General features: G+C 60.9%; 18 protein-coding genes and 3 pseudogenes. 6 read left to right on the forward strand and 15 right to left on the reverse strand.

The annotated features are described in order from the left end of the window. Positions 1–21: 21 nt before the first annotated feature. Both HUS57_RS16465 and cas3 read right to left on the reverse strand, forming a co-directional pair. Positions 22–1,458: a CRISPR-associated protein Cse1 gene (locus tag HUS57_RS16465; RefSeq protein ID WP_173934956.1), complete on the reverse strand. Its 1,437-nt coding sequence runs from the start codon at positions 1,456–1,458 to the stop codon at positions 22–24. Further along, positions 1,455–4,052: a CRISPR-associated helicase Cas3' gene (cas3, locus tag HUS57_RS16470; protein WP_173934957.1), complete on the reverse strand. Its 2,598-nt coding sequence runs from the start codon at positions 4,050–4,052 to the stop codon at positions 1,455–1,457. The genes HUS57_RS16465 and cas3 overlap by 4 nt, the downstream gene beginning before the upstream one ends. A gap of 449 nt (positions 4,053–4,501) precedes the next feature. Here cas3 and HUS57_RS18040 point away from each other — a divergent pair, with 449 nt between their 5' ends. Then, positions 4,502–4,747 (forward strand): hypothetical protein, encoded by a 246-nt coding sequence (locus HUS57_RS18040; RefSeq protein ID WP_246727911.1) that lies wholly within the window; start codon positions 4,502–4,504, stop codon positions 4,745–4,747. Positions 4,748–5,073: 326 nt separating this feature from the next. On the opposite strand, the gene HUS57_RS16480 is transcribed toward HUS57_RS18040, so the two are convergent. Continuing rightward, positions 5,074–5,688 carry a TetR/AcrR family transcriptional regulator gene (locus HUS57_RS16480; RefSeq protein ID WP_173934959.1) on the reverse strand — a complete coding sequence of 205 codons (615 nt, stop codon included), beginning with the start codon at positions 5,686–5,688 and terminating at the stop codon, positions 5,074–5,076. A gap of 231 nt (positions 5,689–5,919) precedes the next feature. Next, positions 5,920–6,459, reverse strand: a complete 540-nt coding sequence (locus HUS57_RS16485; RefSeq protein ID WP_173933811.1) for a hypothetical protein — start codon at positions 6,457–6,459, stop codon at positions 5,920–5,922. On the opposite strand from HUS57_RS16485, the pseudogene HUS57_RS16490 reads away from it, so the two are divergent. The 4 genes and pseudogenes from HUS57_RS16490 to HUS57_RS16505 all read left to right on the forward strand — a co-directional run. Further along, positions 6,422–6,502, forward strand: a pseudogene (locus HUS57_RS16490) (VirB8/TrbF family protein); the annotation flags it as partial. The gene HUS57_RS16485 and the pseudogene HUS57_RS16490 overlap by 38 nt on opposite strands. Next, a pseudogene (trbG, locus tag HUS57_RS16495) lies at positions 6,499–7,505 on the forward strand (P-type conjugative transfer protein TrbG). The pseudogenes HUS57_RS16490 and trbG, both read left to right, overlap by 4 nt. A gap of 80 nt (positions 7,506–7,585) precedes the next feature. Next, positions 7,586–8,698: pseudogene (locus HUS57_RS16500) on the forward strand (TrbI/VirB10 family protein). Next, positions 8,695–8,925 (forward strand): DUF2274 domain-containing protein, encoded by a 231-nt coding sequence (locus tag HUS57_RS16505; protein ID WP_173934960.1) that lies wholly within the window; start codon positions 8,695–8,697, stop codon positions 8,923–8,925. Before HUS57_RS16500 ends, HUS57_RS16505 begins: the two are co-directional and overlap by 4 nt. 6 nt (positions 8,926–8,931) lie before the next feature. On the opposite strand, the gene HUS57_RS16510 is transcribed toward HUS57_RS16505, so the two are convergent. From HUS57_RS16510 to HUS57_RS16560, 11 genes are all read right to left on the reverse strand, one after another. Further along, positions 8,932–9,912, reverse strand: coding sequence for a LysR family transcriptional regulator (locus tag HUS57_RS16510; RefSeq protein WP_173934961.1), 981 nt, complete (start codon positions 9,910–9,912; stop codon positions 8,932–8,934). Positions 9,913–9,924: 12 nt separating this feature from the next. Continuing rightward, a complete protein-coding gene (locus tag HUS57_RS16515; protein WP_246727912.1) occupies positions 9,925–10,464 on the reverse strand; it encodes an invasion associated locus B family protein in 540 nt (179 codons plus the stop codon). A gap of 1 nt (position 10,465) precedes the next feature. Continuing rightward, positions 10,466–13,864 carry an autotransporter domain-containing protein gene (locus tag HUS57_RS16520; RefSeq protein WP_173934962.1) on the reverse strand — a complete coding sequence of 1,133 codons (3,399 nt, stop codon included), beginning with the start codon at positions 13,862–13,864 and terminating at the stop codon, positions 10,466–10,468. A gap of 138 nt (positions 13,865–14,002) precedes the next feature. Further along, positions 14,003–14,395, reverse strand: coding sequence for a lysozyme inhibitor LprI family protein (locus tag HUS57_RS16525; protein ID WP_173934963.1), 393 nt, complete (start codon positions 14,393–14,395; stop codon positions 14,003–14,005). 43 nt (positions 14,396–14,438) lie between these two features. Continuing rightward, positions 14,439–14,996, reverse strand: a complete 558-nt coding sequence (locus tag HUS57_RS16530; RefSeq protein WP_173934964.1) for a hypothetical protein — start codon at positions 14,994–14,996, stop codon at positions 14,439–14,441. A 27-nt stretch (positions 14,997–15,023) separates the two neighbouring features. Continuing rightward, positions 15,024–16,151 carry a hypothetical protein gene (locus HUS57_RS16535; protein ID WP_173934965.1) on the reverse strand — a complete coding sequence of 376 codons (1,128 nt, stop codon included), beginning with the start codon at positions 16,149–16,151 and terminating at the stop codon, positions 15,024–15,026. 21 nt (positions 16,152–16,172) lie between these two features. Next, positions 16,173–17,351, reverse strand: coding sequence for a TMEM43 family protein (locus HUS57_RS16540; RefSeq protein WP_173934966.1), 1,179 nt, complete (start codon positions 17,349–17,351; stop codon positions 16,173–16,175). A gap of 175 nt (positions 17,352–17,526) precedes the next feature. Further along, on the reverse strand, positions 17,527–17,934 hold the full coding sequence (locus HUS57_RS16545) for a hypothetical protein (RefSeq protein WP_173934967.1): 408 nt from the start codon (positions 17,932–17,934) through the stop codon (positions 17,527–17,529). A gap of 69 nt (positions 17,935–18,003) precedes the next feature. Next, positions 18,004–18,453, reverse strand: coding sequence for a cupin domain-containing protein (locus HUS57_RS16550; protein ID WP_173934968.1), 450 nt, complete (start codon positions 18,451–18,453; stop codon positions 18,004–18,006). A 167-nt stretch (positions 18,454–18,620) separates the two neighbouring features. Then, positions 18,621–19,421: a glutathione S-transferase family protein gene (locus HUS57_RS16555; RefSeq protein ID WP_173934969.1), complete on the reverse strand. Its 801-nt coding sequence runs from the start codon at positions 19,419–19,421 to the stop codon at positions 18,621–18,623. After that, positions 19,418–20,725 (reverse strand): AraC family transcriptional regulator, encoded by a 1,308-nt coding sequence (locus HUS57_RS16560; RefSeq protein ID WP_173934970.1) that lies wholly within the window; start codon positions 20,723–20,725, stop codon positions 19,418–19,420. Before HUS57_RS16560 ends, HUS57_RS16555 begins: the two co-directional genes overlap by 4 nt. A 90-nt stretch (positions 20,726–20,815) precedes the next feature. Between HUS57_RS16560 and HUS57_RS16565 the strand changes: the two genes are divergently transcribed. Beyond that, positions 20,816–21,775 (forward strand): LysR family transcriptional regulator, encoded by a 960-nt coding sequence (locus HUS57_RS16565; RefSeq protein ID WP_173934971.1) that lies wholly within the window; start codon positions 20,816–20,818, stop codon positions 21,773–21,775. Positions 21,776–21,784: the final 9 nt, after the last annotated feature.

A 21,784-nucleotide genomic window follows, 5' to 3' on the forward strand; every position in this document is an offset into this window, starting at 1 on the left:
ATCGAAGATTGCCTCAGTGCGCTACCAGAGCTTCGCCGCGAACGCCTTTTCCGCTTTCCGTAACGCGTCAGTCCCCGCCTCTTGCGCTTCAAAGCGCGCCCAGAGGTGCTCGAAGAAAATCTCGTCCGCGTAACGATCGAGATGCGCGCGGGCTGGTTCGGAATGCTTGTAAAGGTCCCTCTGGACCCTATCCTGCTCACCTCCGGCAGCGGCGAGCACAAGGGCGTTCCTCAATGCTCTGTCGAACTCCGCAATGATTTCTACCTGCGCCTGCGCAAGCTGGTGCAGTTCCGCTCGCCTGGGGCCGAGAGCGCGGGAAACCCTGCCGGAAAGCGGCACGATGCGTGAATAGAAGCCGATTGAACCAGTTTTGACGCCTGGGTTGCCGGCAACACCCTGAGCGACGATAAGTAGTGTACGGGTTTCTGTGTCAGACTTCCCAAGCTCTAGTAGAGGTGGCAATACCCAGTCGTGTACATCCTCTCCCTTTCGCCTCTCGCCGAAAAGGAGTCTCACGATGACTTTGTAATGGAACCCCTTCGAGGATAGTGCGAAAAGTCGACCTTGGGTTTTGTGCGTTGGCGTCCAAGGATCAAACGACTGTCCCTTCAGCGGCTGCGTGTCAATCAGCCCACTCTTATCTGATCTCGACAGCGCATGTAATTTTTCAGTATTGCTAAGCCGTGCTCGGCGGCAAATTTCGATAAACCAAATATCTAATTCTTTTGTTTGAATTGGCTTGTCCTTTGGCCATTCTGATAGCCATGTCAGCCCTAGGCCTCCAACCTCGCAAAACGCTTCGTTGTCTTTTCGCGATTCGATCAGGCGAACGACGCTACGTGAGAACCATGAGCCAAGACGTGGGAATTGAGCGTACTCGCATCTAGCGGAATACGGTGCAAGGCTCATACAAATGCGGGGCGCATTGCTATTGCCCGTCCTGACCGTGCTTGAGTTCTGCACGTCACGTGTTCCACCTGTCTGCTGCGTCACGAGCGCAAACAGCCAGTCCTCCGGCTCCGCCCTGCGCGCGACGGCCTGTTTGAGATCATGGTTCTTCGCAGTGATGAGAAGATCGAGGGCATCAGGAGAAGGGATAGGCTTGTCCAGCTTCACCCCATCAGGCACTGCCGCCTGCATGAAAGCAGGCTTCGACCAGTCGTCCACCACCAGACACCAAGGCTCATCGTCGGGAAAATCCGCTGTCAGGCCGCGCAGCAGGCGGCGCCAACTGTCTTCATCCTCGGGAATTTCCGTTTCGCTCGCACGATGGAGCGCCAGCGCGGCAAGCTGGACCAGAAACATGTGCCAGAACATACCCTGATGCGCGCGCAGGGCCGGGAAGTCATCCACTGCATCGCGGGCGAGCGCCGCGAGGGTTCCCGGCAGTGTGAGAGGCCCGAGTGGGGCGGCGGTGATGATGGCCTCTTCCAGGAGATTAAACATCCGGTCGCTCATGATCTCACCCTCTCCAACCCGTCGCGGTCATAGGAAAATTCTGTGTCTCCGACGCCAAAGCACAGCTTCCCGCCTACGCGCTCGGGCGTGATCAGTTCTTCCGGCGGCAGGATGTGTTTCGACCAATGCGCGGGCAGCGTCACGCCGCTGATCACCCGTCCGAACGGACCCACGACTCCTTCCGTGAAATGGACCCGTGCGCCTTCGGCTCCGAGACGCGTTCGAATGGCCTGCTCGTCGCTCACGAACAGCAGCGGGTTGCCGCTCTCATTGATAAAGGCCTTGTCCGTGGGCAGCGCGACATTCCGCGCACTTCCGGCAGCAGCGATTTCTGCTCCGTAGACGTCGTTCCAATAGTCTGCCCAGGCGGAACCCAATTCTTCGTTCAATGCCCCGATTTTTTCCGGATGGGTGGCGCTTTCCACCAGCAAACGGTTCATCCGCGGGATGACCCATTCGGGATGGTCGATGATGAGCCGCCGGGTCAGTTCGCAGGCATGAAGGTTCTGGTAGACCCCGCCGCCGCTCTTGAACATACCGAGTCCGTTCTCGAACTTCGGTGCGGTGAAGTAATCGAGCCCACCTTCCGGCGCCAGAACCACGCAACACGGCGCCTCGAAGCCCTGCAGGCGTGGAACGGCGTGGCGGTGCAGCCTTCCGATGCGCTGCAGGAGAACGTCGGCGGGACAAAGGTCGGTGATGAGCATGTCTGCATCGATGTCCAGGCTCTGTTCGAGCGTCTGCGTGCCGATGACGATCAGCCCACCAGAAGGACGTTTCTCCCGCTTAGGTGAAAGCGCCTCTTCTACGGCCTCATCCAGTAATCTGCGATCTTCTGGCGCGAAGCGGGAATGGTGGAGGGCCGGTCCGTCATTCACCTTCCAGAGCTTTTCTGTTCCTCCTGCCACCTGCACGGCCTGAAATGTCGCCAGGGCGGCCGCCACCGTATTGCGGATGACGAGAACCTTCGCCCCGGCGTTGGCCGCCTCAACGGCATGGCGGGCCGCTTCTTCCGCCGACCAGGAAGGAGCAAGGCTTATCGCCACATGCTTCTCCCGCCCGTCGACCGGAGGCGCATCCGGTTCATGGCTGCGCATGCCCCAGATGGCCGGATAGGGCGTGCTCACTGCCATTTCGAAGGATGGCTCGGTCGCCCGCCGCCGCTGCGTCAGCCATTGCACGCGGGCGACCGAGCCGAGCGTCGCAGACATGAGCATGGCGAAGCCGCCGCGCTGCAGATGCATCTTCAAAAGATGCGATTGGACCTCGCTCATGTACCGATCGGAGGCGTGGATTTCGTCGATGACCAGAAGTGAGCGGGCCAATGCTGCCCCGCGCAAATGGGCATGCTTGACCTGCAGCCCCGCCAGCATGGCCTGATCGACGGTCCCCACAGCCACCGTGGCGGCAAGGTACCGCTTGGTACTTTCTGCCGCCCATCGGGAAAGGAGCAAGCGTTCGTCAACGCCGCCGTCATCATCCCAGAGCACTCTCCAGTTGGGCAACGCCTGTCCTTCATGCTCGCCTGCCTTGAAATAGCCGGGCACGGCTAGAACCGGTTCCGGCGCGCCGTCGCCAAACAGGCGCTGCATGGCCTCGTGCACGCGACCATGAATTTGCTTGGCTGCTGCACGGGTTGGAAGGGCGAAATAGAGGCTTCCCACCCGGCCAGCTTCGAACAGGCGAGTAAAATGCCAGAGGGCCGCCTCCGTCTTGCCCGATCCGGTCTCCGCTTCGAGGATGACGAGTTGTTCATCGAGCGAAACCGTCCCCATTGCCTCTTGCGCAGGGCGAGGCGAGTAGCCGCCAGTCAGCGTCGAGAAATCGGCTCGCCCGTCGAGGGTCGCGCGCAGTTGTTCCGTGTCGAGCCCGACACGCCGTATCGCTTCGCGCGCCTTGTTCCTCGCCTTTTCCCAATAGTCAGAATCAAAATCTGGGACATAGGAGAAGATCCTTTCCGTCGAGCCCAGCCAGTCGGCAAGGATGACGAGGCCGCAGAGGAGATGCTGAAAATCCGGCCGAGCCGGCAAAGGTTCGCCGCCGTTCGAGAATGCCAGTTCGAACCAGAGCCGCATTGCTCGGCCCAACTCTTCTGCGGAGGCCAGCGGATCGTAGCCTATAGCCTCTACTTTGCGCCAACCGTTTCTGGCCGCCGCATCCATTTTGAACGGCCGGCCATGATGGGCCAGGACCGCATAAAGTAAATTGTGATCTACGCCCCAGGCACCCAGTGCCTCGATATTGAGTGCGCGCGCGATCTCTTTGGTTTCACGGGCCGCAAACGAAAAAATGGCAGCCCCGGCTTCCAGATGTCCCATCCAGCAATCGTGCCAAATGCCCTGTGGCCAGAACTTGGCCTGGAAACCGGGATGCAGCTTGCCGCAATCATGCAGGAAGACGAGCGCGGAAAGGCGCGCTATATCCAACGACTTAAGATTCTTGCACGCCACACGTTCCAGCCGCGCGCGCACTACCGGCAGCGCGCAGATCGCCTCGAAACATGCCGCTACATCAGCGCAATGATGCGCCAGATGGTGTTTACCCGCCGCGGCTGCTTTTCCCCATGGCGCAGCCCCGTCCCCCCGTACGGTCACGCCCCCTCCTCAAGACGAGAAATATCTCCTCCAAGTCAGAATGTTATCACAAATTACGATTTACAACAAGAAAACAATTACTGGTTGCAGGGCTAGAGGCTTATTGGCGGCGCTTATGCATTTCTTCGCTGGAGAAAGGCTATTGTTTACGTATGCGGCACAGATGTTCCGGTTGCTCTCCTGAGGTCATTGAAAGTTCTGGCTGCGGCGGCCGCGGTGTCTTGAGCTTGGCGAAGGCATTTTGATGGGGTTGAGGCGCGCACTGTCGGGCGGCAGGAACAGGAACATGCCGCCCTCCTTCAGGTGCGGCGCTCCTTCATGCTCTTATGGACGGCGAGGTTTGCCGAGAATGACGACATCGCCTTCCACAGGGTTAGGGCGAGCTGGTTGGCGCCGGGTGCCGAAAGGCACGGTTGATGGCCTTCGCGATCATGCAGGCGGGTCAAGCCGTGACAGCACAAGTCGGCGATGAAGGCCGCGTTTCCGGTGAACAAAGGGCGTTGGCAAGGAGCCTTACACTGCCACAAGTGTTGACCGATATCCACTGCGCGTGCCCATTCGAGCTCGACGGACTCGTCATCCCCGAGCGCACCGCCGCCGTCACCCTCCAGCCGGCTTTCGCATACCGCCGGACGCCGCACACGAAACTCGTGGGTGAGCATTTCCGGCAGACGTCGTTCATGCCACTCCGCTGAGGGTCATGCCCAAAGGGCAGAATGCGCTCGATGCTGCCATCGCGGACCTCGGCGCAAAAAGCACCCCAATGGGATGCCCGCAGGGGCAGCTTCATGGTTCATCACCCCGCCTGCAAAACCGGACTTTCCCCACCATACGGTCCTTCATCTGCCGATGGATAGTCGACGACGAAATTCCCCGCCAAATGTCTGCTGTTTCCTGGCGGCCGGCTCTTCCAGCCGCCTGAAACCGGATCACCGGGCCGAGCTTCTTCCAGCGCGGGCACACCGTTTATATGTCTGCCATTGTATGAAATAGCGATGATGGCTGCTTTGCCGATATGCAGTCATGACTGTGAATCGGAAGTGAGCACGCCGCGAAGAAGCACGTCGCAAAAGACGTCCGCGATCTGCTCGGGGGAAAGATCGCCGTCCGGCTCGATCCAGCGATAGGCGATGACATGCATGCCCCAGAGACCTTTCATGACGACGGGCGCGATGGGCCGGAACTTGCCCTCCCGCATGCCGTCATCGAGCAAACGCTGCCATGCGGCCTCCACTCGGCGGCGTTGCTTGCCGAGCGCCGAAGCCCGGTCCGTAGACAGGGCGCGCGCATCACGGAAGGTTACGGTGGCTTCGGGCCGGCTGTCGGCGATCATTCTCAGAAGCAATCTGCTTAGTTGGCGCAGCTTTTCATCCGGCGGCAGATCGAGTGCAATGAGCTCTTCGCTGCGATCGGCCATTGCCGACATGTGGCGCATGCTGATCTCGAAAAGCAGGGACTCCTTGCTCTCGATATGGTGATAGAGCGCACCGCGTCCCAGGTCGACGGCATTGCACAGTTCGGCAATGCCGGTAGCATCGTAACCGTTGCGCGCAAACAGCTCCGCTGCAACCTGGAGGATACGTTCCTTCGTGAGGTTCGACTTGGAAGCCGGGCGCGGCTCTTCGAGCGTCGTCATTCAGTTAGTGTCTTTCACCACATCGGTCATGCTCCCGAAGCGCATCCGCCGGAAGCGGCGCGAACAATCGGAACGGTCGGTACTATCCAAACGGAATGCCGCCTTTTCAGCCGGAGCTCAAGAGCATGTTGGTTAATGGTAGGCTTTTTTTGCCCGTTCGCATGCCGACAGACGGAAACCCCTCAAAGAAGCGTACTTCGAGGGGTTTAGAAAGTCTACGCCGAGATCAACTTACTTTGTCGGGCGGGCATAGGTCGTATCAAACCAAAGGTTGATCGCCGCGATACCCTCAACATCGGCTGCGATGATCGGCGAGCTCTGGACGTAAAGCCATATGGAAGGAGCATCCTCGACAAGTATGTTCTGGACCTGGCAGTAGAGATCGGCACGTACCTTCTGGTCAGAATTCGTGAGCGCCTCGCTCATCAGTCTGTCGACCTCCTCATTCTTGTAGAACGACGCGTTGAAGCCGTTGGGCGGAATGTTGCTGCTCTGGAACAGGCTCAGCGCCTGACTGGGATCGTTGTAGCTGGCTCCGAAACCAAGCAGGCCCATGTCATGGTTTGCATTTTCGGGCTGCGCGTAAATAGTCGACATGTAGGTCGCCCAGTCTGTTGGATTGCCGATGGTCGCCGTCACGCCCACTTCGCGCAGATAGCCGGCGACGGCATGTGCGACCAGCGGCCCCTGCATGTATCGGCCGGAGGGCGCGATGATGTCGACCTTGAGGTCGCGTTCTTCAGAGCGGCTGCGTGCCAATCCGCTGGGCATCTACGTCAACGCCATCAACTGGTCGCGGGAGATGAGCCAATGACCGCAACACCGTTCCCAGCCCCGAGACACTTTCGCTTGCCGGCTCTTGTGCTAACGCTCATGGCTGCCACGGCACTTGCGGGCTGCGCCACCAGCCGCACCGCGCAATTTGTCTATGACGACGAAGTGCCGCCGCTTCCCGTCCACCGTGCCGTCGTGTCCGAGGACACGCCGCGTCCCTTGCATGTTCCCCCGGCTTGGACAGTCGCGCGCGGCGGGACGAACGCGACAACACCCACGGGCCAGATCGAGAACGCCAACGCCGCCGCCCGCGTCGAACCGCGACGCGAGGGCTATTACAACGCGATGCAGATCTATCCCTGGTCCGAAGGCGCCCTCTACCAGGTCTATGCAGCCGTGGGGCAGATCACGACCATCGCGCTGGAGCCGGGCGAGAGCCTGACCGGTGCGGGACCGATCGCGGCGGGCGAGACCGCGCGCTGGATTATCGGCGATACCGAGAGCGGTTCCGGGCCGGCGCGGCGCGTCCATGTCTGGTGAAACCGACGCGGCCGGATATCACGACCAATCTGGTCATCACCACCGACAGGCGCACCTATCTGATCGAGCTGCGCGCGGACGAGGAGACGTGGATGCCTGCAATCGCCTGGGCCTACCCGACGCCACCCGCCACCCAGCGCGTGACCGCACCGCCCGCGCCGGTCATTCCGGCCGAGCGCGCACGCAATTATCGCTATGGCCTTGCCGGCGACAGCCCACCCTGGCGTCCGGTCTCGGTCTTCGACGACGGACGCCGCGTCTATGTCGTTTTCCCGCGCGGGATCGTGCAGGGCGAGATGCCACCGCTCTTCGTTCTCGGCTCCGACGGTGAGCCCGAGATCGTCAACAGCCGCACCCATCAGAACGTGTTGATCGTCGATCGCCTGTTCGGCACGGCCGAGCTGCGCCTGGGAAGCGGCGACCGGCAGCAGACCGTGAGGATCGTGCGCATCGCCCCCAAGCCGCAGGCCGCACGTCCCTCGACCGGGGAGACCTCGACATGACCGCCGATGACCGCAAGGACGATGCCGTCCGGGATGACGCGACTCCCCTTACCGGCTCGACGGTCGAGGCCGCCGCCCCTATGCGGCTACGCGGCGAATCCCCCCGCGTCACACGGATCTCGCGCAAGGCACTCGCCGTGCTCGGCCTCGTTTCCGGGCTCGGGATCGGTGGCGCGCTGATCTATGCGCTCCAGACCGCCGACCGGCAGCAAGGCAGCGAGGAGTTGTTCACGACTGACAGACGGCAGACCGCCGACGGGCTGCGCGATCTTCCCAGCTCCTATGGCGACGTACCCGCGCTCGGCCCGCCCTTGCCGGGTGATCTCGGCGGTCCCGTCCTTCGCGCTCGCGAGGAGGGTCAGCCGATGCCGGCGACCCCGATGCCGGTTCCCGCCACCGATCCTGACGAGGAACGACGGCTAGCCGAACTGGAGGCCGCTCGCACCAGCCAACTCTTTTTCCAGACGCAGGGCGCATCTGCAGCCGCAATGCCGTCACTCCCGCCCATGCCAGGCTCGACCATTCCCGGCCTGACCGGGACAGGCACGCAGGACCGGCATCTGGCGTTCCTCAATGCCGAGGTGGACCGGCGGACCGTGGCCGCGGATCGCGTCGTGGCTCCGGCTTCGCCCTACATCCTTCAGGCCGGGTCGGTCATCCCCGCCGCGATGTTGACCGGCATTCGTTCCGATCTGCCTGGCTAGATCACCGCCCAGGTGACGCAGAACGTCTATGACAGTCCCACGGGATCGCTCCTGCTCATTCCACAGGGCACGCGCATCATCGGCGAATACGATGCCGGCGTGACCTTCGGCCAGCGCCGCGTGCTGCTCGTCTGGAACCGGCTGATCCTGCCCAACGGGCGATCCATCGTGCTGGAGCGTCAGCCCGGCGCTGACGCATCCGGCTATGCCGGCCTGGAGGATGGTGTGGACTACCATTGGTGGGACCTGATGAAAGCCGCCGGCCTCTCCACATTGCTTGGTGTCGGCGCAGAACTGGCGGCAAGCGACGAGGACCGGCTGATCCGCGCCATCCGCGACGGGGCGCAGGACACCATAAACCAGGCGGGCCAGCAGATCATCCAGCGCCAGTTGCAGGTCGCGCCCACGCTGACCGTGCGGCCGGGATTCCCGGTCAGGGTCATCGTCACGAGAGATTTGGTGCTGGAGTCTTATGGAGTTGCACAATGACAAGGTTGAAGCTCGGTCGAATCCTCGACGAACGTCCGGTCAAGCTGACCATCGAGGTGTCCGCACCGCTGCACCGAAAACTCCTCGCCTATGGCGAGGCGCTGGCTCGTGAGACCGGACACACCGAGCCGATCCTCCCAGCCAAGATCGCGCCACCGATGATTGCTGGCTACATCGACTCCGACAAGGAGTTCGCCAAGATCTGGCGCAGTGTGGAAACGTCCTGATCCGCGTTATGGCGTCGCTATGCGGCGGGGCCTGTTGGCTGCAAACGCCTGGGCGAAGCTGATGAAGCGCCGAAGGCTGGGATTGTCGTTGGCAGGCGACCACACCGCACTGAATGGCACGACGTCGCCATCCGCGACCAGCGGCACCAGCGTCAGCCCAGGGATCGGCATCTCACGCCACGCTTCGGCAACGAGCGTGATCTCCCCGCCGAGCGCAACCATATGCATGAGCGTCTCCTGGCCAGCTTCGTAATAAGCGACCGCCGGATACCCGTTGCGACCTGCGCAACGCCGCACGACGTAATCGTACACGTCGGGGCCCGACGCATGGCGTGAGATAATCACCACCTCATTGCGCAGGTCCGGCCAGTCCAGGGCATCTTCGCGTGCAAGTGCGTGCGTCGATGACATCGCCACATAAACCCGTTCACTCCAGAGTTCGGATACATCGCAACCAGCGGCGTCCTCGACGGCGGTAAGGAAGGCGAGATCGATTTGGCGCGAACGAATGGCGCGAAGATGATCCCGACGTGCGCCATCGTGGATCTCGATCGCTACGCCAGGGTGTTCGCGCCGGTAGCTATGCACCAGTTGGCGCATGAAGCCGCCGGCAAGAGTCGAGATGATTCCGATCCGCACCGTTCCGGTCTCGACCCGACCGGCTGCCGCCGCGAACCGGATAGCATAGTCGATCTGCGTGAGGGCAGGGACGATCTCATCCACAAGACGCGCGCCCGCATCCGTCAGCCGGACGCCATAGCTCCCCCGCTCGAAAAGCCCGACTCCAATCCGGTCCTCGAAATCCCGAACCGCCTTGCTGACGGTGGTTCTATCCAGATCGAGCGCGTCGGCGGCCCCCTGAAGGCTCATATACTCTGCAGCCGCCATGACGTAGCGCAACGGTCTGAGGTCGAACGGCAGACCGCTCCAGACATCCGGCGTCGTGGTGCCGGGCTCCGGGCCGATATGCTCATCCTTAGCCGTCATGCAGCCGCCATGTCAGATCGCGCCGAGTTGCGCGATCCTGTTCAATGCCGTGGTGAACCCCGTCAGCGATATCGAGAAGCTGACCTCCTGGCCAGTGTCGTTCGCTGCTGCCGTGAGCGCGAGCGCGCTTCCGGCTCTGAGCGCCGAGACTGTGCCGGCATCGAAGGCCAGCGGCACCAGGCATCCGGCGGGAAGACAGGTTGAGAAACGCTGCGTGGGGAGGGCAGCACTCTCATCGATCGCGAGTGTCACCCCGTCATCGAGCCGCAGCCCAAAGGGGAGGATCAGAACGCCGTTGATCGCTTCCCAGCCCTCCGCTGCACGTAACTCGATGGTCAGCACGCGTTGACCGTTCTGCCCACTCACCTGCGACTGCGAGATCGCGCATTGCACCGATCCTCCCCGTGCCGCACAGGCGACCGACCAATCGCCATGTGCCTCGTTGAGCGACGATGCACCACCCGGCAGGCCCTGGGCGGCGGCTGCGATGGTTCCGCCCCCCAGGAGGGCTAAGCAGGAGATCATCGCGAAAACGATATGAACATGCTGCACGTCAGAACCTGATGTTGAGACCCAGGGATGCCGTATGGCTGTCATAACTGCCCGCGAAGACACCTTCGTAGTTGGCGCGCAAGGTCATGTCGGGTGCGATGTCCCAGCCGAGGCCGGCGCCCAGGCGCAGGCGGTCACGGTTGGCCGCAGCACCGTTGACGGTGAAGCTGGTCGGGCTGCCCGCAAAGGAGAGCGACTGACTGGGCAGCACATCGGCAAAGGCGTGTTCCCATACCGCCCGGCCTTCCAGTATCAGACGTCCGGTCTCGGTCATCACGACATGACTGACGCCAAGACCGATGCCGGTGTCGAGGCGGGTCCAGTTTTCCGGCGCGCCCGTCAGGTTGAGCGCGTCGGCTCCCGTCTCGGTGAACCCTCCATGGCCCGACCACCCGGCATCAAGGGTAAAGAGCGGCAGAAGCATTGTGCCGCCGCCCATGTCGATACCGTAGGCCGCTTCACCGGAGAAGCCGATGGTGTGGTTCCAGTAGTCGGCCTCGGCCGTGCGGTGGAGCCCTCCAAAGACAATGCGGCGCCCCGTCGAGATGCGGTTGGCCGCATAGGCGAGCGAACCGGCGAGTTTCCACGGCCCATCTTCCCATGCACCATAGGTACCGATATGGAAGCCATCGGCATCGAAGCTGGAGAGCCGCGCATCGATCGAGCCGTGGCTGCGGATATAGCCCAGTCCGAAGCCGGCGAAGGCATTGCCCGTGCCCATATCGATCTGGCCTTCATAGCCACCGGCGATACCGGCGCTCCACCAATCGAGCGTGGCGGCATTGCCGTCACCGGCGATACTGCCGCGTCCGCCGAGCGGCGCGAGCCAGGCATTGGCCACTCGGCTATCGGGATAGCTGGCGGTTGCATCGTCGATGGCGCCGACGCCGGCGGGCCGCGATACCGTGCCATAGGCCAGTGGTGCGGTCATCACGCTGGTGCTGCCGAGCGCGCCGACCCCGGCCGAACCTTGCTGTCGCAGCGTGCGGGTGAACAACCCGAAGGTCTGGTCGATCACGTGCTGGCCGGAGGCGTGGATCTCGCCGGAGGTGAGATCGAAGGCCTGGCGGGCTTCTTCCTCGGAAAGCATCAGTATCTGGTTGTACACCGCCAGCGCGTCCGAGCCAGAGGTCTGGTCGAGCCCATCAAGTCCCGTCGCCGCCTGAAACTGGTTGTGGGTTTGCGCCACGGTAGTGAACAATCCGGTAGTCGGATCACCGGGGTCGCCTGGGTCACTCGGACCACCTGGGTCGCCGGGATCGCCCGGATCGCCCGGATCACCCGGATCGCCTGGATCACCCGGATCACCTAACACAATGGTCAACACCACGTTGTCGGCATTGTGAGCAAGAGTTGGTGTAATAAACGCCGACGTGGTGACCACATCATCGAACTCGCCTGAAACGCTTCCGGCAGTCAGGATCGTATAGTCCTGCCCGTCCTGGTAGCTCGTTTCGGCGTCGAGCGCGATGACATTGACCGTACCGCCATCAAGTGTTGCGGTCCCCGTGACAGCGATCAGGTCATTATGGATGCCAGCCGTATTACCGCCGCCGATTATTTCTACATCGTAGATCGAACCAGGATGAAAGAGGATACTGCCGACATGCAGTGTGCCGATCGAATTACCGGGTGCGATAGTGCCGCCAGAGTTGATCGTCACATCGCCTAATGTGCCGATGCCGCCGAGAACGCCGCCGTTGACATCGACGAGGCCGCCCAGAGCATTGTTCACGTAAAGCGTGCCGGCGGAAAGCGTGGTCGTGCCGGTGAAATCCGAGCCGTCTCCCGTGTAGTTCGTGATGCCTGCCAGATGCTCGATGGCATGGTTGCCCGATGCGGTGGACTCCAGAGTCGTATCGAAAGTGTAGCCATCCGCTTCCGTGCCGGTGTGATTGAAAACGAGCGTGCCGTCTCCATCGACGAAGATGATGCTATCGGCAGTGAGGAACCCTGCAACTTGCTCAACCTCGCCTGCCGCCGCGCCGATATTGAGCATGCCTTCGCTGCCATTGTCATGGGCAAGGTGTATGACGTTACCACCTGCTAGAACCTCTGCTCCGTTGGAGATCGTCAGCGTTCCTTCGCCCTGGTTGCCGACAACGACATCCCCATTGGCCGTCCAGGTGGAATCTGGCCCAGTAATCGTCAGTCGTCCTTGGACACCGAAATCGCCGAGAACCGTCTCTCCGGTTTCGAGCGTGCCACCATCGACAACCGAAACATCTGCCGAACTTTGCCAACCGACTTCGAACCTTCCCGCGGTCGTCCATTCACTGCTGGAGATTGTGAGTTCGGTATGCCGTCCCCCACCATTGCCGAGCCTCGCGAATCCGTCATTGGTCACGATGGCACCGTTGCGCACCTCGATCGTGGCGAGGCCGGCGTAGAGACTGCTCATGTCCCAGGTTGCGCCATTAACGGTTACTTGGCTCCTGTCCGGCGCAGGTAGGCCGCCAACCACGGCATCGCCGCTCTCGACGCGCCCGCCATCCTCGATGGCCAAGCTGCCCGTTCCCTCGCGGCCGATCCACACGACACCGTCATTCGTCCATGACGAGCCGTTACCCGAAACAAGGACCGTGCCGGATGATCCGTCGAGATTTCCGATGCTGGATTCACCAACGCTCGTTACGGTACCCCCGTTTAGGACCTCGAGCCTGCCTTGCGCGGCGTGCCCGACCGCCAGCCAAGAGGTGTTCTCCCATTCGCCCCCATCGACAATAACAAGGCCGGATGACGCTGAGCCGACAAAGCCGATACGTGCATTAGTATTTTTTACATAGCCGTCTTCTTCGATACGGAGTTCACCTTGGCCAAATCCGCCGACCACGATGCCTGACGTAAGCTCTATCGTGCCGTTCTGAACCTGGGCTAGGCTTTCGCTGTTGCTCCCATTGCCGATATTGATGCTATCGGCATGGACGGCACCGCCCCCAGTGATGATGAGAGTGCCATTACCTTGTGGCCCTAGCATGATGTCAGCACCAACGACGAGTTCGGCATCGTCAGCGACGGCCACAGCGCCAGACGAATTGAGGGCAGAACCGAGCAGCAACCGTTCTGCTATTTCGAGCTTTCCTCCATCTAGGAGGCCAATATAGCCTGCGTTATTGTTACCAACCGTCAGGGTGTCCGCTTCTCCGACTTCGCCATTTATCACGGTAACGAAAAGCCCAACCGGTACTGGAGCATCGATGATGACCTCATCGGCATCCGTCGGCACGCTACCGCTGCTCCAGTTGCCACTCTCAGTCCAGCGACCGTCAACGTCGCCCTCCCACTCGACCTGGCCGAGAGCGGGCGAACCCATCAGAAATAGGGCTGTACTCGCAAGCAGAGCGTGGCGCAGTCCAAGGCGCTTGGTATTCTGCTGGCATGATTTTTCGTTCTTGCCCATACGATTCCCCAAAACGGTTTGATCCAGTTGATGAACTGGTAGGCCGCCCTTGCCGGGGAAGTCGTGGGGAATCCGGTTGGGGAAAGAGCCGGATGGCGCCTTCAAGGTCAACGATGGGATAATTTCATCCACCAGCCTTCAGAACATATCGAGAAGTTCCTTCAGATGCACATTGCGCTCCTTGGTCAAGGCGACACGGCAGCCATTCTCGATCAGCGGCTGCGCGCTGCCCCCTTCCATCACGGAACCGCGAAACGCACATTCCGCATCCCGAAAGGAAACCCACGCACGCTGTGACTGGCGCAGCCGGATTTCAAATCCGACCTCGGCGTCGTCTGCCCGGTCCCAATGCCTCACCTTGCCGAGAAGCGCGCCATAAAGCGCGTTCAATTGGTCATCGGCAACGCTCAGATCCCTGTTGATGCAGGCCAGCATCGTTGCCGTGTCCGTGGCCTCCTCACAAGCATCGGAAGCGTAGGACGGCGTTGCGTGAGCCAGGGCTGTTACAGCAAATATGAATATCCACCTCATTGGGATGCTCACGATTCTCTGAGACAGGGGCGAGAAGACATGGCTAATGTTGCCTCCAGCCTGCCCAGCCCAGTGTCACGTCCGGTCCGTGATAGGCGACGACCGACGCAAGTAAGACAATGACGCTCATGCCGAGCCATGTTGCACCGGGTCGCATGGCCGTGAACAGCGTCGTGTCTCCTCCGCCTCTCCCCTCGCCAGTCTTGCGCCGGAACAGGTTGGGGAAGGCCGTCAGAACATCACTCACCAAGCGTCGGCCGCCGCAGATGAACAGGACGAGAAACACAATGAAGCCAGAAAAGCTGAGGACATAAGGGATGCGCCTGTGCTCGGGCAACGAAGGCAGGATGGGCAGAATTTCCTCGAACACCATGGAAAAGGCGACGGCGAAGAAAAGTAGCGCAAGCCCTGCCCACATCATCACCTTTTCCTTCGGGCTTCGTGCAATGCCGAACATCAGCACGACAATACTGCTCAGCCCGGCCATGACTGCAATTGCGTTGAAGGCGTCCCAGTGCGGCGTATATAGAAAGCGTTCGGCAAGATCGCGCATGCCATGCCCGTTCGTCGGAGCGGACACCGGCAAGGAGAGGCACGACATTGCCCCTCCGGCCGGCGCCAGGTTAGGTTAGTTGCGAATTTGCAATCTGTCGTTGCGACCCTCGATAGCCATCGCGGCCTCGATCCCGGCCTCGGTTATCTGGCTGTCACGCGCGTTGATATTGCGCAGCGTTGGAATCGCGGCCAGCACCAGCAGGCCGGCATCAGAAATGCTGGTCTTGTTGAGGAAGACCGCTTCGAGGGGCAGATCCACCAGCACTTCGAGTCCCGCGTCGGTGACGCCGGTATCGGAGAGCCACAAAGTGCGTAGCGTTGCGTGACCTGCAAGGGCCGCAAGGCCGGCATCGGAAATATCGTTCTCATCCAAATAAAGCACGTCCAGATTGGGTAGGCTGGCGAGATCGGGCATTGCCGCATCCGTTACGTTCGTGCTCCAGATGAACAACCGCTTCAGCGACGGAATACCGGACAGGGTCGCAACGCTGTCATCGTTGATCCCTGTTCGGCGCGCCGAAATCTCTTCGAGATTGGAAAGGCCCGTCAGGTGCGTGAAGCCGCTGCCGGTCACGGCGGTATTCGACAAGGCCAGTGTCTTGAGCGTTGCGATGGTGCCCAGCGGCTCGAAGGCGGCATCAGTTATCCCGGTTTGAATGAGGCTGAGTTGCTCCAGTGCGGGGTGTCCCGCCACGACGGCAATGCCATCATCGGTTATCGCTGTACTATCGAGCGTGAGCGATCTGAGGGTTTCGTGAGTCGCGATATCTACAAGGGCGTCGTCGCCTATGTTTCTGTTGAGCGCGAGGTCGAGCCGTCGTAGCCCTTCAATACCAGATAGAGCGGCAATATGGGCCTCGGTCAAATTGGCGTTGCGAAAATTCAGGCTCCAGAGGTTCTCGATTTCCGCCAACACCTCAAACCCTTCCGGCGTAAGCGCATTGCTGCTGGAGATTTCCAGGTGCCCGAGACGGGGCATCCTCGTCAAATGCCGCAGGTCATCATCGGTGAAATCCTCCAGGGCCTCTCGCGGTATTCGCAATGACTGTATCTGCGCGAGCGCCTCCGCATCGAACGGTGCGTTGCGGAACTCCATCCCGAGTTCGTTCAGCCTCGCAATGGCTTCCTCATCGGTCTGGGCGAACACCGGCGCGGCAAATGACAGAGCGAATAGTCCCGCGGCAAGGATGAGCTTTTTCATAATAGGTTTCCTCCTGTCTCGTTACGTCGCCGCCGCGTCCTCGACGGGCGACTGCTTCATGCGCCTGGCCAGCATCCTGATGGCCACGATCAATGCGGCCCCGGTGGCGAAAATCAGCACGGCGGTCAACGGCCGGTAGAACAGCCAGGCCGAACCGATGGTCAGCGTGCCGAGCGCAATGCCCGCGACGGCGGCGACCAGCCCGGTGCCCATGCCAACGATGCTGCCCAGAAAGGGAATGACGCTCGCTACGACCGAGATCGGCCCCAGCATCAGGGAGAATCCGGCAATGAGGAGAACAATGCCACCGGCGCGCAAAACCCAGGTGAGGACGCTGTTGCTGCTGGCGGCCGAATCGAACATCTCCTGTGCGGAGCGGTTACCTGCCTCCACGATCAACAAGGAATCCCCGGCCTGTGTGCCATAGGCTGCCAATCCATCACCCCGCTGCTGCCCGATGACACTGATCGTGCCGAGCGGGACGAGTTCATAGCGGATGCGATAATCCCCGACCTGCGGCCGGATGGGATTTGGGCCCAAATAGATCGCACCATCGACCACGCGGACATCACTGTCGTCACCCAACGCATCGCGCAGTGTCTCGATTTGCTCGGCGGCGATCGGGAAGGGCTGGGCACCGCCAACCCGATCAAGGACGGTGCGGCCAAGCGAAAAAGCGCCGAGTTCAGCGCTATCCAGGCTGAAGCTCCTGCGCTCATAGATCATTGCAGGATTCGTCCGATGTTCCGCCGCGTCCTCGAACCGAGACGAGTCGTGGTGGCGGTCGGACCAGTCCAGCCCGTAGCTATAGGTGGTCACGCGCGTTTCGCTTCCACCAAGATTCTGCTGGGTCTCGGTCTTTGACGTTTCAATCCATTGGAACATCTCCACGGACCGCACCAGCCTTACGCCCTCGACGGTCACTCCGAACTGGTCATCCGATACCGGCTGATCGGCGGTGATCGGACCCGTCACATGAATGAGTTGACCTTCATAGGCCGGATCGAGGGCGTCAGGCGCCAGGGATACGACGAGACCCGCGCCCTCGTCGAGCGAACGCTGCGTTTGTACCGCGCGGCCCTCGTTCCAGAACAAGCCGATCGTTATCCCTATGACTAGGACGATGCCGACGCCTATTCCAGCGATCGAGCTTTTCAGCCGGTCGAACCACGAGACTGTCGTTGTTTTTTGCGTTGCCATGATCTCTCCCCGCAAAAGCAGCAAAGGCTTTGTGGCTATGATGCGGTAACAGGCTAACGCCACCTTGACGGGCGGTCGTGGGGGAGGCGGTTGGGGAATAAGCCGAAAGAGGAAAAGTGCCGCTCGGCGCGGCACCCTCAGTTCGATGTGATACGGCTGTGCGGGCCGAGCGCCGTCACTCAGTTGCCATGGTAGCGGCCTCACCTGCTTGCGCTGGCTTGTTGGAAAAGATCACAACAGCGAATAGCAGGACGCCGGCGAACACGACGAGAGAGGAGATCGCCACCAACGGTTCGAGCGCAGGATTACCCTTGAGCAGAAAATAGAGCGAAGGCATCATGACCGCGACGCCGAGCGTGTAGACGCCATACTGGATTCGCGCGAGGCGGGAACGCGCCTTTTCCGGCGCAAATGCCAGATAGGCGCCGAACAGCGCCATCGTCACCCAGCCGAGTAAATTGATGTGTGCGTGCGCGCCGGTGACGCTGTGATCGCCCGAAATCGACATATGAATCCCTGCCGCGATACCGATGACAAGAAAAACGATTGCCGTCTTGAAATAAAGCTGTGCCAGTGTAGGCATTGATATTCCCCCTTTATAGATTCATGATTTGCATCCATCGCCACGCGCTCGCGGCGCGATGATCCTCGACTATTCGTCTTCCAGCGGTGGCCCGGTAAATTCGAGCGCGTGACGGCGAGCGCTTTCGACAATCCGCTCCATGTCGTGAGGCAGTCCCAGCCCCTGTCGGCCCATTTCCTCGAAAAAGGCATCGAGGCCGCCAGGTGTGGCCGTAACGAAGTGGCGCGACCATTCCTCGCCCGCGATGCGAAACGTATGTTCGCGCCCCTTGGGGATATATGCTGTCTCGCCCGGACCGCGCATGAAGCGCGCACCCTCGAGCCAGAACTCGATCCGGCCCGTCAGGATGACAAAGGTTTCATCCTGGCTATGATGAATATGACGCGGCGGCCCGAAGCCCGGCGGCGACACGCAATCGACGACCGAAATATCTCCTTCGGTGTCCTCGCTCGAGAGAATGGTCTTGTACCACGCGCCGATCCACTCGAACGCGCCTTCGCCCAGAACTCGATACGGCATTTTCGTTCCTCCGGCTATCGAGGCCGGCGGTTCACGCCGCCAGCGACCGGGGCAGTAGAGCCGAGTGCAATGCAAATATCTTGGGGAGAGCGGTTGGGGCCAGAGCCCAAAGCAAACCGTTCTTCGATCCTGGTGGCAGGCAGGCGATGCCCGGCCGGACTCATGCTTCAGACAAGCAGGCCCAGTTCCCGATCCGAGGCGGATACGTCGTATTTCGCTTTCGGCGGCCAGGGCCGGCTTTGCCAGTGAGGATCGAAAACAAAGCTCGATACCTCCCGATTGGGAACGAGCGCGCCGTTTCCGGCCCCGAGCGCATAGTCGTAATAGAGCTTGACGATCTCCTCACGGGAAACCTGCTGCGCGGCCGGATGGGCGAGACACGCATCGCGCCACTTGCGCACCCGCGCATAGCGACCGTCGTCAGGCAGGTCGAACCCTTCATAATAGTCGAGGAACCAGAAACGCATGAACAGCGGCGTGAACACGGTCTCTGCCCACCCGAAATGATCGAACAGGAATGTGCCGGACGGGCTGTGCTGCACCAGAAAGTCGTTCAGCTTCTGATAGTGTCCGAGCATGTCCGCCTCGAACTGCTCGCAGCGGTCCGGGTCGCGGTTCATGACAAAGGTGTAGCCGGTAACGGTGAACGATCCTTCCATGGCGGTCATCATGCTTTCGACCGCCCGTTCGTAAGGATCGCTGCGGGCGACGGGCGTGTCGGCGAATATCTGTTCGAGATATTGCAGGATAACGAGGCTTTCCTTGATGACCTGCCCCTCGGGGGTGAGAAGGATGGGCAGCGCCGTTGTGCCGCGCGTCAGGTCCAGCAACCATTGGGGGCGCGGTTGGGTGATGTCGACCTTGTGAAACTCAACCTCGTCCGTCAGCCCCTTGAGTGCGAGCAGGATTTCGAGCCGCTGCGAAAACGGACAGACGGGGATATGATAGACTATTGGTTTTCCGCTCATCGTTCGGTGTCCTTGCCCTGCCTGCGCATATCGGTGGGCGTTTTGTGAAAACGTCGGCGGAAGGCGTGATGGAACCATGAAATATCTCCAAAACCGCAATCGAGCGCGATGGTGGCGACATTGACATGCGCAAGAGCGGCATCGGTCAGCATGTCCCGCGCACAGTCGAGCCTTGCATTGAGAAGATAATCGGTGAAGTTCGTGTTCTCCGCATAGAAGAGATCGCGGATACGGCGCGGGGTCATACCGTGGCGTCCGGCCAGCCAGGCAAGCGAGATGCCGCAATCATCGAGATTGGCGGTAATATCCGCGGTGATTGCAGCGAACAGTTCCGCACGCGTTCGGCCGTTACCCGGCGAGGGCATAGGGACTGCATCCGTCCTTGTTTGAGTCGTCGCCACTGCCTCAATGGTTTCGGCCTGCCGGTCATGGAAGAGCAGGATCGCTGCCGGGCGCGTGGCAGCGAAGTCAAGCGCGGGGATTTCGGATGCCCAAGGCAGTACTTCAATCGATAGCGGGCGGAATCTGCCACCTCTGTTCCATTCAATGCCGCGGATGGCTGGCAGATCGTGGCGATTGCCAGCACATGCGGCAACAGCGCGTTGCAACAATCCGTCGGCCCTGCGGTTGCCGAGGCTGAAGACAAAATTGCGGATACGCAGGCCAGTGCTACGCGCCAAAAGAGCCTCACCGGCTTCATCAGCAAACAGAACACGCATGGCGGAATCGACGACGATCAATCCCTTCCGCAGCTTGCCCCTGAATGTCGCGAACACCGTGTTTTCCATCGCCAGCCGGTGCAGCCGTCCGTGAATGGCTACGGCACGAACAAGATGGGGCGTCAGATGCGAAAACCGTTTCCGGCCTTCTACACCGACTTCGTCCCGTGCGACGGAGGTCTGCAACACGCAACTGGCGAAACGCTCTCGGCCGAGGCTGAGATTGACTGCCAGCCGCTCCGCGCCAAGACCTGAATACCGCCAGAATTCGTTATGGAATGTACTCTTGTGAAAGAGGTCACGGCCGGTATCGTCAAGGCTCGTGATCCGGCCGACCGGCGCGGTGGCTGTCGCCATGGAAGTCGGGTCCTCGGCCCACCACTGCTCATTATAGGCGGCGATGATGGAGGGGTCTGCGCGCGGGGCCAGCACGGAAGAATGCCTGACAAGCTGGTCGGCACGAACCAGCGCGGCGTTTTCCGCGCCACAGAAATCCGCCAGCCGGCAAAGAAAATCGTTCCAGCCTTCCTCGCCGGTTGCGGCTGCATAGAGGCTGCCCACAACCTCAAGCGCCTCGCTGTCCAACGCCCATCCCCTTTCAGTACAATACCGGGAAGCGTAACCGATAATATCTCCATCTTGAAATCAAATGAATATATGGCAACTATCCACGGCATGAATTTCAATGCTCTGGATCTCAACCTCATGCGCGTCTTCGACGCACTGCTCAAGGAACGCAGCGTGACTGCGGCGGGACAGCGGATCGGTCTTAGCCAACCAGCGGTGAGTTCCGCTCTGGCGCGGCTGAGAACGCTATTGGACGATCCGCTGTTCTTGCGCCACGGGAGGCAGATGCAGCCGACGGCAAAGGCGCTCCAGATCGGCACCTATGTGCAGTCGGCCATGGCGACCCTCGAACAGGGATTGATCCCGCGTCTTCCCTTCGAGCCCTCCGCAATGAACCGACGATTCCGCATGCTCGGCGCGGATTTTTTCTCGGTGCTGTTCATGCCGTCATTGTCGGCGCGGCTCGCCAGGATAACACCCGGTGTCGAATTGGGCTTCCTCGACAACGCAAGGGGCGACACTCTGGAGCTATTGCAGAGCGGATTTGCAGACCTGGCGTTTGAGGAGGAGGCTTACGCTCCTTCCGACCTTTCCAGCCAGCCCCTGTTCCGCTCTGTCTTCGTCATCGCCATGCGCAAGGGACACCCGGCGCTTGAGAGGACATCGTTGTCCTCGGGAGATACACTGCCCCGCGACGTGTTCGATGCGCTGAGCTTTTCCGTCTACTCCCAGGATGGCGGGGAAAGCGGTTGCGTACTGGAAGGAATGGGCAGGCGGGGGCAGAATTTGCGCGTCTCGCTGACGCTTCCCCATTTTCATGCTGTGGCGATTGCCGCACATACCGGAGATATAGCAGCGCTCATACCTTGCCAGTTTGCCGAAGCGGTCGCGGCTCGGCTTGATCTCATCGTGCTGAAACCGCCGATCGACCTTGGGGTACAGGAAATCGGAATGCACTGGCACCCGCGTCTCGACAGCCACCCCGAGCATATCTGGCTGCGCACCCAGATTGCCGAGGTGATCGCGGAATTGAAGTTTGATCAGAGCTGTGACCGTTATCGTGACTGATGAGCCGGT

It is taken from the genome of Chelativorans sp. Marseille-P2723 (assembly GCF_902809845.1).
In the GTDB taxonomy this organism is placed as follows: domain Bacteria; phylum Pseudomonadota; class Alphaproteobacteria; order Rhizobiales; family Rhizobiaceae; genus Chelativorans.